The sequence below is a fragment of the Oscillochloris sp. ZM17-4 genome, assembly GCF_019599295.1.
Lineage (GTDB): Bacteria > Chloroflexota > Chloroflexia > Chloroflexales > Chloroflexaceae > Oscillochloris.
Genome location: NZ_JAIEWN010000051.1, coordinates 5,475 through 18,495 on the forward strand (window position 1 = coordinate 5,475; position 13,021 = coordinate 18,495).

Below are 13,021 nucleotides of genomic sequence, written 5' to 3' on the forward strand. Positions count from 1 at the left end.
GCAATCTGCAATCTGCAATCTGCAATCTGCAATCTGCAATCTGCAATCTAAGGAGCAAACCATATGTGTGGGATCGTCGGATATATCGGCCAGCGCAACGCCACCGACGTCGTCGTCGGCGGGCTGCAGCGCCTGGAGTACCGCGGCTACGACTCGGCCGGCATCGCGATCTTCTCTGAGGGCGCGGGCCTCCAGCTGCGGCGCAGCGTGGGCAAGCTCGGCAGCCTGGTGGCACGCCTGGCCCAGGAGCCGGCCGCCGGGCAGACCGGGATCGGCCACACCCGCTGGGCCACCCACGGCGGCGTGACCGAGGCCAACGCCCACCCCCACCGCGACGCCAGCGGCGAGATCGTGGTCATCCAGAACGGCATCGTCGAGAACTACCTGGAGCTGAAGGGCCGCCTCGTCGAGGCCGGCCACACCTTCGTCTCGCAGACCGACACCGAGGTGATCGCCCACCTCGTCGGCCACCACTACGCCCAGGCCGGCTCGCTTGAGGCCGCCATGCGCCTGACGATGGCCGAGCTGCGCGGCGGCAACGCCGTGGTGGCTATGAGCGTCCGCGAGCCCGGCACCCTCGTCGCCGCCCGCCTCGGCAACGCCGGCGGCGTCGTGATCGGCGTCGGCGAGGGCGAGACCTTCATCGCCTCGGACATCCCGGCCATCCTCGACTACACCCGCGACCTGATCTTCCTGGAGGACCGCGACATCGCCGTGCTCACCAGCGCGGGCGCCCGCATCAGCCGGCTCAGCGGCGAGGCCGTCACCCGCAGCCCGGTGCAGATCAGCTGGGACCCGGTCTCGGCGGCCAAGGGCGACTACAAGCACTTCATGCAGAAGGAGATCGCCGAGCAGCCCCGCGCCCTCACCGACGCGCTGCGCGGCCGGATCGACCAGGAGGCCGGCCAGGTCTTCCTCGACGACCTGCATCTCGACGACGCCGCCCTGCGCCGGGTGGGCCGGATCTACGCCACCGCCTGCGGCACGGCGTGGCACGCCGGGCTGGTGGCCAAGTTTATGATCGAGCGCCTGGCCCGCGTCCACGTTGAGGTGGACTACGCCAGCGAGTTCCGCTACCGCGAGCCGGTCCTCGGCGGCGACGCCCTGCTCCTGGCGATCAGCCAGAGCGGCGAGACGGCGGACACCCTGGCGGCGATGGAGGAGGCCCAGGCCCAGGGCGTGCCGAGCGTGGCGATCGTCAACGCGATCGGCAGCCAGGCCGCCCGCGTGGCCGACGGCGGGCCGCTCTACCTGCACGCCGGCCCCGAGATCGGTGTGGCATCCACCAAGGCCTTCACCTCAATGCTCGCGGCGAGCTACCTCTTCGCCCTGCGCCTGGCCCAGGCCCGCGGCGCGCTCACGCCCGCCCAGATCCGCCCGCACCTCCAGGCCCTGATCGAGCTGCCCGGCAAGGTCGCCGAGGTGCTGGAGACGGCGGGGCCGATCTGCGTCGAGCTGGCCGAGCGCTACCAGCACGCCAGCAACGCCCTCTTCCTGGGCCGCCAGGCCAACTACCCGATCGCCCTGGAGGGTGCCCTCAAGCTCAAAGAGATCAGCTACATCCACGCCGAGGGCTACCCCGCCGGCGAGATGAAGCACGGCCCAGTCGCCCTGATCGACGAGCGCCTGCCCGTCATCTGCATCGCCCCGCGCGACGGGATCTACGAGAAGATGCTCAGCAACATCGAGCAGGTGCGGGCCCGCGGCGGACAGGTGATCGCCATCGGAAGCCCCGGCGACGCCCTGCTCGCCGAGAAGGCCGACCACGTGATCAGCGTCCCGCTCACCCTGCCCCTGCTCCAGCCCATCCTCACCGTCATCCCGCTCCAGCTGCTGGCCTACGAGGTGGCCGTGCGCCGGGGCTGCGACGTGGACCAGCCGCGCAACCTGGCCAAGAGCGTCACCGTCGAGTGATCGTAGCCACATCGGAGCAACAATGTCAACACACACCACCGGCGCACCCGCGCAGGGCGCGATCCGCACGCTCGCCCTCGCCTGCGGCGTCTTCCTGGCCTCGGGCACGATGCTGGCGAGCGTGGGCCCGTGCCTGCCCTTCCTCGCCCAGCGCGCCGGGCAGGAGCTCGCGAGCCTGAGCTGGATCTTCACCGCGTTCTCGGGCGGCGTGGTGGTGATGCAGGTCGGCTTCGGCCCGGCGGCCGACCGCATGGGGCTGCGCGGGGTGCTGGCGGCGGGCATGGCCCTGATGGGCGGCGGGATGCTGGGGCTGACCCTGGCGACGAGCCTGGCGGTGATGCTCGCCGCCGCCGGGGTCGCCGGGGTCGGCTTCGGCGGTGTCATCGCGGCGGGCAACGTGCTCGTGGCCCGCATGTTCGAGGCGCGCAGCGCGACGGCCCTGAACGGGGCGAACGTCTTCTTCGGGGTCGGCGCGATCATCGGCCCGGTGATCGTGGGCCAGGCCGGCGAGCGGCTGGGCCTGCCGCAGGCCGCGCTCTGGGCGGGCAGCGCCCTGATCCTGGCTCTGGCGCCGCTGGTGCTCTGGCTGGCCGGATCGCCTCCGGCGGGCGGGCATGGCGGGGCCGACGAGGCGGGCGGGCCCAAGATGGCCTCGCCGGTCTGGATGCTCGGGCTGCTGCTGCTGATCTACACCGGCACCGAGGTGGGCTTCGGCGGCTGGGTGACGGTCTACATGCAGCGGAGCGCGGGCATGGCCCTGGCCGACGCGACCCTGATGGCATCGGCGTTCTGGCTGGCGCTCACCGGCGGGCGGGTGCTGGGGGCGGCCCTGGGGATGCAGGCCTCGGCGCGCGGGCTACTCCTGGCGGCCCTGGCCGGCCTGGCGGCCGGGGCGCTCATGCTGGCCCTGAGCGTGGGCGCGCCCGGCAGATCGCTGGCCGGCGTGCTGCTGCTGGGGCTGGCCTGCGGGCCGGTCTTCCCGACGGTGCTCGCGCTGATCACGACGGCGGCGCGGGGCGACAGCCGGGCGGCCGGGCTGGCCATCGGCCTCGGCAACAGCGGCGGCCTGGTGCTGCCGGCGCTCCTCGGGCTGCTGCTGGCGAGCTACGGCCCCCAGGCCATGATTAGCGTGGTGCTCGCATGCGCCCTGGCAATGCTCGCCACCGGCGCGGTGGCCCTGCGCGGCACCGGCGGGGCGCCCAGGCCAGAGGCGACGCCTACCGCGTGAAGAGATGATCGTGGGCCGCGCCCGCCCGCCGCCGCCAGCCGGCCCAGCCGACAGCGATCAGGGCGGCCAGCGCGACAGCGCCGGCCGTCGCCCAGCCCACGCGGCCCAGCCACAGCTCAAGCAGCGGCAGCTGCCCCCCAAAGAGGAAGCCCAGCCCGCCGATCAGCGCGGCCCAGGAGATGGCCCCGAGGGCGTTGTAGCGCAGGAACTGGCCGTAGGGCATGTTGCCCGCGCCGGCCAGGAACGAGGCCATGACGCGCAGCAGCGCCACAAAGCGGCCGAGGAAGACCGCCTTCGGGCCGTGGCGCTGCATCATCGCCTGCGCCGACTCCAGCCGCGCCGCCGTCACGCCGAGCCGGGCGCCGTAGCGGGCGATCAGGGCCAGCCCGTAGCGCCGGCCGACCCCGTAGCCAAACATGCCGCCGGCGACAGCGGATAGCGCGGCCACCACAATCACCGCCCCGATCGGCAGCACATGCTGCGCCGCGGCGGCGGCCCCTATGAGCAGGACGGTCTCGCCGGGCAGCGGCAGCCCGAGGCTCTCGAAGAAGATCAAGCCGCCGATCGCAAAAAGACCGTAGTGGCTGATAAGCTGCTGGATCATGATGCGCTCCGATGATGCTGAGATGGCGAACCCAGCTATAGTCTACCGCGCCAGCCTAAAGCCAGGATGAGGACGGCAACACGCTCAACATGCAGAGAGAGGCCAGAAGGGCGGAGCCCTTCTGGCCTCTCTCGTCCGAGGACTCTACAGCGTGACGCTGTAGGCCTGGTCGATATCGTCGAGGGCGCGGATGTGCTCCAGCACATCGGGCGAGGCCTGCTCGTCGAGGGTCAGCACCATCATGGCGCTCTGGCGGGGCGACTGACGGCCCACGTACATCCCCGAGATGTTCACATCGTCCTCGCCGAGCAGCATGCCCACCCGGCCGATCATGCCCGGCCGGTCGCGGTGGTAGGTGATCAGCAGCGAGCCCTGGGGCACAAAGTCCACAAAGTAGCCGTCGGACTGGACAATGTGCGGCTCGCCGCGCAGCACCGTGCCACTGAAGGTGCGCAGCGCGTCGGCCGTCTGCACCTGGATGACCAGCAGTCCCGAGTAGTTCTCGGCGTCGGGGCTGGTGCGCTCGCTGATGCGCATGCCGCGGTCGCGGGCGATCAGCGGCGCGTTCACCGGCGTGACTCGCTCGGAGCTGTTGGCCGAGAGCAGGCCCTGGAGCACGGCCAGCCGCACGGGCTGCGTGTCCACGTGGGACAGCTCGCCGCAGTACTCGATCTCGTAGCCGCGCACCGGCTCCTGCACCAGCTGCATGATCAGCGAGCCCATGCTGCGGGCCAGGCCGAGGTAGGGCTGGAGCACGCTCCAGGCCTCGGGGGCCACGAAGGGCGCGTTCACCGCGTAGCGCGGGGTGGCCCCAGACAGGGCGGCCACCACGCCCTCGGCCACATCCGTCCCGGCCGAGGTCTGGGCCTCGGCGGTCGATGCGCCGATGTGGGGCACGGTGATAATCTTCGGGTGGCCGAGGAGCATGCTGTCGGCCGGGGGCGGCTCGACGTTGAACACATCCAGGGCGGCGCCGCCGAGCCGGCCCGCGTCGATCGCCTCGACCAGCGCGGCCTCATCGACGATCCCGCCGCGCGAGGCGTTGAGCAGGTAGGCGCCCGGCTTCATCTGAGCGATGCGCGCGGCGCTAAACAGGTTGCGGGTGCCGTCGGTCAGCGGCACGTGGATCGAGATCACATCGCTGCGCGCCGCCAGCTCGTCCATCGTCACCAGCTCCACGCCCATCTGCTCAGCCCGGTCGAAGGAGACCACCGGGTCGAAGGCGAGGACGGTCATCTCCATGGCGCGGGCGCGGTGGGCCACCTCCGAGCCGATCCGGCCCAGCCCGACTAGGCCAAGCGTCTTGCCGCGCACCTCCCAGCCGACGAACTTGGTGCGCTGCCACTTGCCGCCCTGGAGCGAGGCGTGGGCCTGCGGGATCTGGCGGGCCAGCCCGAGGATGAGGCCGATCGTCAGCTCGGCCACCGCCACGTTGTTGGAGGCCGGCGCGTTCACCACGATGATGCCCCGGCGGGTGGCGGCGTCCACATCGATGTTGTCCACGCCGGTGCCGGCCCGGCCAACCACCCGCAGCTTCGCGCCGGCCTCGATAACCTCGGCGGTGACCTTCGTGGCCGAGCGCACCACCAGGGCGTCGTACTCCCCGATCACGGCCAGCAGCCCGGCCTTGTCCAGGTCTAGCTTTACGTCAACCTGGGCCCCGCGGCCCAGCACGGCGACCCCCTCGTCGGCGATCTTCTCAGTGACAAGAATACGATCCATAAGATTGCCCCTTGAATTGCAGATTGCAGATTGCAGATTGCAGATTGCTGGTTGCTGATGCGCTGCGCCTCTACCCTGTGCCCTATCCGCTGTACCCTGGCCTTACCCCACCACCCGCCCCTCAAGCTCCTCGCAGATCGCGTGGAGGATGAGCGTGTGAACCTCCTGGATGCGGGCGCTGCTCTCACTAGGCACGACCAGGGCGTGGTCGGCCAGCTCGCGGGCGGCCCCGCCACCCTTGCCAAGCATAGCGATGCTGGTTACGCCGAGGGCGCGGGCGGCGCGCAGGGCGGCCAGAATATTGGGCGAGCCGCCGCTGGTGCTGAAGAGCACGAGCAGGTCCCCAGGGCGAGCCAGGGCCTCCAGCTGGCGGGCGAAGACCTGCTCGAACCCGAAGTCGTTGGCGATGCAGGTGATCGCGCCGACATCGGTGTTCAGGCAGACGGCGGGGAAGGGCCGGCGCGTGGCCCGGTAGCGGCCCACCAGCTCCTCCGCCAGGTGGATGGCGTCGGTGGCGCTGCCGCCATTCCCGCAGGTGAACAGGGTCCGCCCGGCGATCAGGGCGTCCGCCGCCAGGCGACAGATCGCGTCCGCCGCGTCGGCCTGGGCGGCGAAGGCATGGAAGACGGCGCGGCTCTCGTCGAGCTGGTCGCGAAAGAGCGTAGGCATCGTGGGCACCACAAGGGGCGAAGCGCCCCGGCCGGCCCGGTGCGCCTCGCCCCTACATCATCGTCGGGCGAATGAGGCCGTATGATACCACTGTTCCCACCCACCGATGTTATTTGTGCCCAGCAGGCACATGCGGCACTGATGGTGCTGCGGCGCGGCTACGCCGCGCCGCAGCACCATCAGTTTTTGTTAGCGCGAATAAGCGCTGGGTCAAGCCCCACCGGCTGGCGACTGACGTCGCGCCGGAGCGGCGCTGCGCGCCGGGCGTCGGCCTGCGCCGACGCTGGAACCGCCCGCGTCGGCGGGCGGTTGGCCGGAGGCCCCCGCGCTGCGACTTCAGTCGCGAGCGGGGCCACCGACGCTCCCAGGTTTACCCAGCGCGTATTCGCGCTAACCAATCTTTTCCTGCCTTCCCCAATGGGCCAGCTTCGCTGGCCCATTGGGGCAAGACAGGATGCATTTCCAGGGCGGCGCCCCTACGCGCGCTTCCAGTCGCGGAACAGCGCCAGCAGCTGGCCGCGCTCACCGGCGGCCAGCCGGTCGGCGTGGAGGCCGCCAGCAAGGCGGATGGTGAGGCGGATCTGCTCGACGTAGTCGTGGCAGGGCGGGCACATGTCCAGGTGGCGCATAAAGCGCGCCGCGTCCTCCGGCGCGAGCGCGCCCTCCAGGTAGTCGGTCACCGCCTCGACCAGCTCCTGGCAGGTCAGGTCGTCCGGCGTCGGGACGGGTGGCTGAGACGTCATAGATATCCCTCCGACAGATAGCCGGCGAGCGCGCCGCGCACCTTCGAGCGGGCACGGTGGAGCAGCACGCGCTGGTTGGCCTCGCTGATGCCGAGGGCCTCGCAGACCTCGCCGGAGGCCCAGCCCTCGATGTCGCGCAGGGTGATCACGGCGCGCTGGGCGGGGGGCAGCGCGCTGATCGCATCGTCGATCTTCGCCCGGGTCTCCTGTGCCAGCAGCCGGCTCTCGGGCACCGCGTCCCAGCTCTGCGGGTGGCGGCTCCACCAGCCGGCGTACTCGTGGCCGGGCGGCAGGAACTGATCCGGGTCGACCGCCGGCTCGTCGCCCTCGGCGTCGGCGCGGGCCAGGTCGGCGAAGGTCACGCTGCGGCCCTCGCGCTGGCCCCTGGTGCGCGCCCGCTTGGTCAGGATGCTGTAGAGCCAAGTCTTCAGCGAGGAGCGCCCCTCGAACTGGCCGATGCCCTTCAGCACGCCCATCCACGTCTCCTGGACGACCTCCTCGGCGATGGCCCGGCTGGGGACGTAGGCCTGGGCGAGCCGGACGAGCCGCGTGTGGTAGCGCTCGATCAGCACCACGAAGGCGGCCTCGTCGCCCCGCCGCAGCGCCGCGATCAGGCGCAGCTCGTCGCCTGCGCCATCCTCGGCAAAGCTAGGCTCTGTGGTCATGCGTCGCTCGCTCTGTGGCGCCGCGCGGTGCCGTAGGCGCAGCAGCCGGTGTTGGGTGGATGCTGCATTGTACCATCACCTGGGGGTTGGGGGTTGGGGGTTGGGGGTTGGGGGTTGGGCTAGCGTAAAGCGGGTAGAGACGCCCCGGCGGGGCGTCTCTACGGCTCTGGTGGGAGAGGGGCAGGGGGTCGGGCGGCGGCGCAGGCCGATGTCCGAACCGCAATGCCGTCACGTCATCGCGCGCGGCTGCCGCGCCGCTGATCGCTGGCAGTCTCCTTCTCGGCCGCGCCTGCCGCAGCGCTCGTGCGCCTGGCGCGGCCCTGGTCGCTCTGGGCGACAAAGGCCAGCGCGATCAGCGCCCAGGAGTACCGGGCCAGATCGCTGCTGAAGAAGGCCAGCGGGATCGAGAGCAGGAAGACCGCCGGCGTCGTCAGGTTGCGCAGCCAGGATGCCCGCAGCGCCCGGGTGGAGATCGGTGCGGCCAGCAGCCGCCCGCCCGCGCTGGCGTACCACCAGATCAGCGAGCTCACCAGCCCCGTCGCTGCCATCGTCGCCGCGTAGAAGATCGTCGCCATCGCGTTCCCCGCCTCGCCCAGCACCGTGGTCGGGAAAGGTATGAACGCAATACAGAGCAGCAGCAGCAAGTTCAGCGAGAGCAGGCGCCGGTCGTAGCGCACAATGTAGCGGAACATGCGGTGGTGGCCCAGCCAGAAGCTGCCGATCACCAGGAAGCTCACGCAGTAGCTCAGGTAGCGCGGCCACAGCTTCAGCAGGGCCGCCAGCAGCGCAGCGTTGTCGGCATACTCGCCCGCCGGCAGCCGGATCTCCAGGGCGAGCAGGGTGATTGCGATGGCCAACACCGCATCGCTAAAGAAGACCAGCCGCTCCAGCCCGGTGTGATCCTCCATCGCCGGCGTGCCGCCCCGGACATCAGTGTGCGTTGTCATCGCGACTCCTCTTATGCGAAGGCTTGCCTCATCGCTCTGAGTATCGCGCACACCTCAGCCCTGCCGCCTCTATCGTGCGATAGAGCTCGGGATAGAGCCCCGCTGGATAAGCCGCATGCCGAGGGGCGGATCGGCATCATCCCACAGGGCCGCGGAGCTGAAGCTGCGGCTGCTCACGCTCAAGGTAGCCCAGCTCCCAGTCGCTATTGAAGAGCAGCACCGGGCGGTCGGCGGAGTCCTGCAGCTGGCGGATGGTGGAGATAATGCGGGTCTCGGCCAGCACCGCGGGCGGGCAGGACGGCCAGCGGGCGGCGACGTATGGCAGATGCTCGATCTCGGTCTCGACGCTGTACTCGGCGGCCATACGCGCCCGCACCACATCGAACTGGAGCTCGCCCACGGCAGCCAGGATCGGCTCGCGGCGCATGCTCTGCGGGTCGTAGAGCAGCTGGACGACGCCCTCCTCCACCAGTTGCTCCAGGCCCTTGTGAAACTGCTTGTGCTTGGCCAGGCTGCGGTTCAGCAGCACGGCGAAGCGCTCGGGCGCAAAGCGGGGGATCGCGGCGTACTGGAGCGGCGCGCCGGTGTAGAGCGTGTCGCCGATCGCGAAGAGGCCGGGGTTCGTCACGCCGATCACATCGCCGGGGAAGGCCTCGGCCACCGTCTCGCGCTCGCGGGCGAAGACGCGGTGCGGGCGGGTCATCCGGATGCTGCGGCCCAGGCGCGGGCTGTGTACCGACATGTCTTTCTCGAAGCGGCCCGAGCAGACGCGGATAAAGGCCATGCGGTCGCGGTGCAGCGGGTTCATGTTCGCCTGGATCTTGAACACGAAGCCCGAGAAGGGCTCGGCCGCCGGGTCGATCGGCCCACGGTCGCTCGTCCGCGGGCCGGGCGGCGGGGCGAGGGCGACCAGGGCCTGGAGGAAGGGCTCGACGCCGAAGTTGTTCAGGGCGCTGCCGAAGAACACCGGCGTCACCGCGCCGCGCAGAAACGTTGCCTGGTCGAACGCCGCCCCGGCGCCGTCGAGCAGGGTCACGTCATCGCGCAGCCGTCCAGCCGCAGCGTGCCCGAGGAGCGCATCGAGGGCCGGGTCGTCCAGGCTTGCCACCTGCGCGGGAGCGCGGTGGGCGCCGTGGGCCGTGCGCTCGAAGCGCAGCACCTGGCGCCCGGGCAGGTCGTAGACGCCCTGAAACGTCCCTCCAGAGCCGATCGGCCAGTTGAGCGGCACCGCGCCGATCGTCAGGACGCGCTCGATCTCATCGAGCAGGTCGAGCGGCTCGCGGCCGGGCTGGTCCAGCTTGTTGATGAAGGTCAGAATGGGCACCCCGCGCATCCGGCAGACCTCGAAGAGCTTGCGGGTCTGGGCCTCGATGCCCTTGGCGGCGTCGAGCACCATCACCGCGCTGTCTACGGCCATCAGCGTGCGGTAGGTGTCCTCGCTAAAATCCTGGTGGCCGGGAGTGTCGAGCAGATTGATGCGGCAGCCGGCGTAGTCGACGGCGAGCACGGTGGAGCTGATCGAGATGCCGCGCTCACGCTCCATGGCCATCCAGTCGGAGGTGGCGTGGCGCTGGTTCTTGCGCGTGCGGACGGCCCCGGCCAGATCGATGGCCCCGGAGTAGAGCAGCAGCTTCTCGGTCAGGGTCGTCTTGCCGGCGTCAGGGTGCGAGATGATCGCAAAGGTGCGCCGGCGGGCCGTCTCGGCAGCGAGCTGCGCCTGGAGGGCGCTGTCTGCGTCGCGTGGTTCGGGTACGAGGACAGTCATAGAGTAGGTACGCTTTATCTAATCAGAAGAGCACACGTGTAGAAGGGCACACGTGATGATCGGTGTCGGCGCGTGCTCAGGGTGAATGCACCCATGAACAGGCGCAGTATACCGCATACGCATAGCGCGCCCGCAGGGTAGGTGCTGGCTTTTGGTTGTAGTAAACGCGGCCAAGTGTTGCGGTGGCTACAGCCCGGCCCGGTCGAGCCTCTCGCGCAGGGCGCGCAGGGCGGCGGGGATGTAGGTGGCGCTCATTACTCGCTCGCCCATACGCGGTTCGCTTGATTAGCTTGAGCCGGTTGATGTGCCCCTCGGTCAGACCGTTGGTCTCTTTGTACTTGAGTGCTCCCATCACTGCGTCCTTGTCGCGCACCCTCCGGTGAAGCCCTTCGCCCGTAGCTCACGCCAGAGTTGCCGACTATTCTGCTCCCCCGCTTGCCAACGCTCTCGGAGATACGGTTCATACGGCGTGATACTCATACGTCGTGGCCGTGACGGTGGCCGTTCGGGAAAGCTTCCTGCCCGCAGCCAGAGCGCCACCGTCTGCCGTGTCAGCCCGACCCGCTGGGCAATCGCCTTCGGGCCGAGCCCCAAGCTCGCCAGCGCAATCACCTCCTCGTAGCGGGCAAGCCGGCGCTGTTCTGCTGGTGATCGTTGTGCTGGGCTGGTTTTGATGCTGGGCAGGGGGAGCGGATGAGGCAGAGGAGGTGGCTGTACTGCTTCGGTAGGTGGAGTCATCTGCTGAGCCCGCTCGTGATCGATGGCCTTGGCTGCCAGGCGTAAGCCCTGGTGGTTGCGCTGGATTACCCGTTCGCGTACCTCACCCGCGTTTTTGGCCAAATGGAAGCGATCCGCTACCTGGATAGCGTGCGGAGCGCCGATGCTGATCGCACGGCGGTAATCGGCCGAGCGATCACGAGTGACCAATTCAATACCTGGGTGGTTTTCTAACCAGGCTGCAGCAGTCTCGGCAGTTCGGTCGGGGAGGAGGTCACCCACAGTGTGACGCTCACCATCGGTGAGAATGGTGCCGAAGATCTGGCCTTTGCGAAAGGAAAAGTCATCGATGCCGAGCACGCGAGGTGGTGGAACGGTGGGAGAGGAAGCGGCATGAGCGCGTCGAAGCAGGGTGTCACCGCTCGCAGGCATCGCACTTCGAGCGCTCTGGCGAGCTCCAGCCTCACCACCAAATGCCAGAGCCAGGTCACGGAGCGTCTCATTACGAACTGGTAGCCCACCGCCCGCCGCGCCAGCGCCCGCCCTGACATCCAGCGCCTCAATCCTCGCGGCTCCGCGCCAGCCACGTACGCCGGCGATGTTTGATAGCGTGCGACCGGCGACGCCTGGCCCGCGCTGGGCCTGCCGCCGCTGCAACGCTGAGGTTGGCGCAACCGCGAAGTTCTGCCCCGGCTGCGGCGCGACCCTGGAGCTTTAGCCGCCTGCCGGGCGCATTTGCGCCTGGGCCTGTCCCTACACTGTGATCAGGAAACGTCTGCATCACAGAAAGGGACGACCGATGTTCAAGAAGCTTGGCCTGGGCTGCCTGGGCCTGATCGGGGCGCTGTTCGTGCTGGGGGTGATCGGGGCCGCGCTGGGCGGCGGCCGCAGCCGTGAGGCCACCCTGGTGGCCACCGCCGCGCCAGCAGCCACCGAGGCGGGCCTTGTGGGCGAGGCGGTCGCGACCAACCCGGCGCCGACTGATGCGCCCGCTGCGATGGAGGCCCCGGCGGCGACGGCCACGCCAAGCGGGCCGCAGGTGTACACGGTCGGCGACGTGGTGCAGTTGGGCGATGTGGCCCTCGCCGTGCTCGGCTGGAGCAAGCCGGAGGGCACCCAGTTCGCCAAGCCCGAGGCGGGCAAGACTTGTTTGCGCGAATAAGTCCTGGGTCAAGCCCCACCGGCTGGCGACTGACGTCGCGCCGGAGCGGCGCTGCGCGCCGGGCGTCGGCCTTCGCCGACGCTGGAACCGCCCGCGTCGGCGGGCGGTTGGCCGGAGGCCCCCGCGCTGCGACGTCAGTCGCGAGCGGGGCCACCGACGCTCCCAGGTGTACCCAGCGCTTATTCGCGCTAACCAAGACTTTCATCGCCGTCGAGCTCCTAGTGCTCAACCAGGGCGCTCAGTCGGCCAACCTCTCCACCCTGGCCCAGATGAGCCTGAAGGACGGCGAGGGCCGGCGCTACACCATCGACCTGCTCGCCGCGATGGCCGTCGGCGGTGCGGCGCCCCAGGGCGAGCTCGCGCCAGGCGAGACCGTGCGCGGCCCGGTGGGCTTCCAGGTGCTGGCCGACGCCAGCGGGCTCTTGTTCATCTTCGACGGCGATATCTTCGGGGCGGGGAAGGTCTTCGTCCAGCTGCCGTAACGACGTGCGGAGATGGCGAGGCGGGCGGCATCGTGATGTCGCCCGCCTCGTCATCTCCGCAGGAGCGTGATGATGATGGATAACGCATCCCTATCCCGGCCCTCCACGGAGCGCCAGCGACTCATCGAGGGCTGGCTGCCGCTGGCACAGGAGGCCAACCAACGGTATGGCTGGGACCTGGACGCCCCAGCGCTGGAATCTTTGATTATGAGCGCAGCAACAGCGCTGGAAAGAGCCGGGAGTACCGTAGCGTCGTATGCAATCCTCTGGTTCGCCTATCAGCGCCTGCGCCATGACGGGTGACAGAGGCAACATCTGAACACCTTGTAACCATAGGGACAGGTAGTGATTTACTGCAAACGAAACCCCGCATCACTGAAGCCGAAAGTCAGCACCTACAACA

14 protein-coding genes are annotated in these 13,021 nt (G+C 69.5%); 6 read left to right on the plus strand and 8 right to left on the minus strand.

Features of this window, described 5'->3' with window-relative positions:
- Positions 1–63: 63 nt before the first annotated feature.
- Together glmS and K2Z83_RS23960 are read left to right on the plus strand one after the other, a co-directional pair.
- Entirely contained in the window at positions 64–1,914 is a 1,851-nt protein-coding gene (gene glmS / locus K2Z83_RS23955) for a glutamine--fructose-6-phosphate transaminase (isomerizing) (protein WP_220597701.1), read from the plus strand.
- A 22-nt stretch (positions 1,915–1,936) separates the two neighbouring features.
- On the plus strand, positions 1,937–3,142 hold the full coding sequence (locus K2Z83_RS23960; protein WP_220597702.1) for a sugar MFS transporter: 1,206 nt from the start codon (positions 1,937–1,939) through the stop codon (positions 3,140–3,142).
- Here the strand turns inward: K2Z83_RS23960 and K2Z83_RS23965 are convergent.
- From K2Z83_RS23965 to K2Z83_RS24000, 8 genes are all read right to left on the minus strand, one after another.
- On the minus strand, positions 3,132–3,746 hold the full coding sequence (locus K2Z83_RS23965) for a DedA family protein (RefSeq protein WP_220597703.1): 615 nt from the start codon (positions 3,744–3,746) through the stop codon (positions 3,132–3,134). The two genes, K2Z83_RS23960 and K2Z83_RS23965, sit on opposite strands and share 11 nt — an antisense overlap.
- A 144-nt stretch (positions 3,747–3,890) precedes the next feature.
- Positions 3,891–5,468, minus strand: coding sequence for a phosphoglycerate dehydrogenase (gene serA, locus K2Z83_RS23970; protein WP_220597704.1), 1,578 nt, complete (start codon positions 5,466–5,468; stop codon positions 3,891–3,893).
- A gap of 102 nt (positions 5,469–5,570) precedes the next feature.
- On the minus strand, positions 5,571–6,137 hold the full coding sequence (locus K2Z83_RS23975; RefSeq protein WP_220597705.1) for an SIS domain-containing protein: 567 nt from the start codon (positions 6,135–6,137) through the stop codon (positions 5,571–5,573).
- 476 nt (positions 6,138–6,613) lie between these two features.
- Positions 6,614–6,880, minus strand: coding sequence for a zf-HC2 domain-containing protein (locus K2Z83_RS23980; RefSeq protein WP_220597706.1), 267 nt, complete (start codon positions 6,878–6,880; stop codon positions 6,614–6,616).
- On the minus strand, positions 6,877–7,545 hold the full coding sequence (locus tag K2Z83_RS23985) for an RNA polymerase sigma factor (protein ID WP_220597707.1): 669 nt from the start codon (positions 7,543–7,545) through the stop codon (positions 6,877–6,879). Before K2Z83_RS23985 ends, K2Z83_RS23980 begins: the two co-directional genes overlap by 4 nt.
- Before the next feature lie 233 nt (positions 7,546–7,778).
- Positions 7,779–8,492 (minus strand): TMEM175 family protein, encoded by a 714-nt coding sequence (locus K2Z83_RS23990; protein WP_220597708.1) that lies wholly within the window; start codon positions 8,490–8,492, stop codon positions 7,779–7,781.
- A gap of 136 nt (positions 8,493–8,628) precedes the next feature.
- Positions 8,629–10,257, minus strand: a complete 1,629-nt coding sequence (locus K2Z83_RS23995; RefSeq protein ID WP_220597709.1) for a peptide chain release factor 3 — start codon at positions 10,255–10,257, stop codon at positions 8,629–8,631.
- Between the two features lie 351 nt (positions 10,258–10,608).
- Positions 10,609–11,334 carry a transposase gene (locus K2Z83_RS24000; protein WP_220597710.1) on the minus strand — a complete coding sequence of 242 codons (726 nt, stop codon included), beginning with the start codon at positions 11,332–11,334 and terminating at the stop codon, positions 10,609–10,611.
- Between the two features lie 238 nt (positions 11,335–11,572).
- On the opposite strand from K2Z83_RS24000, the gene K2Z83_RS30185 reads away from it, so the two are divergent.
- The 4 genes from K2Z83_RS30185 to K2Z83_RS24015 all read left to right on the plus strand — a co-directional run bounded on the left by K2Z83_RS30185 (position 11,573) and on the right by K2Z83_RS24015 (position 12,921).
- Positions 11,573–11,692, plus strand: a complete 120-nt coding sequence (locus K2Z83_RS30185; protein ID WP_370650272.1) for a zinc-ribbon domain-containing protein — start codon at positions 11,573–11,575, stop codon at positions 11,690–11,692.
- Between the two features lie 81 nt (positions 11,693–11,773).
- Positions 11,774–12,136, plus strand: coding sequence for a hypothetical protein (locus K2Z83_RS24005; protein WP_220597711.1), 363 nt, complete (start codon positions 11,774–11,776; stop codon positions 12,134–12,136).
- A 107-nt stretch (positions 12,137–12,243) separates the two neighbouring features.
- Positions 12,244–12,618, plus strand: a complete 375-nt coding sequence (locus tag K2Z83_RS24010; RefSeq protein WP_255604470.1) for a DUF4352 domain-containing protein — start codon at positions 12,244–12,246, stop codon at positions 12,616–12,618.
- A 69-nt stretch (positions 12,619–12,687) separates the two neighbouring features.
- Positions 12,688–12,921, plus strand: coding sequence for a hypothetical protein (locus K2Z83_RS24015; protein ID WP_220597713.1), 234 nt, complete (start codon positions 12,688–12,690; stop codon positions 12,919–12,921).
- Positions 12,922–13,021 lie beyond the last annotated feature (100 nt).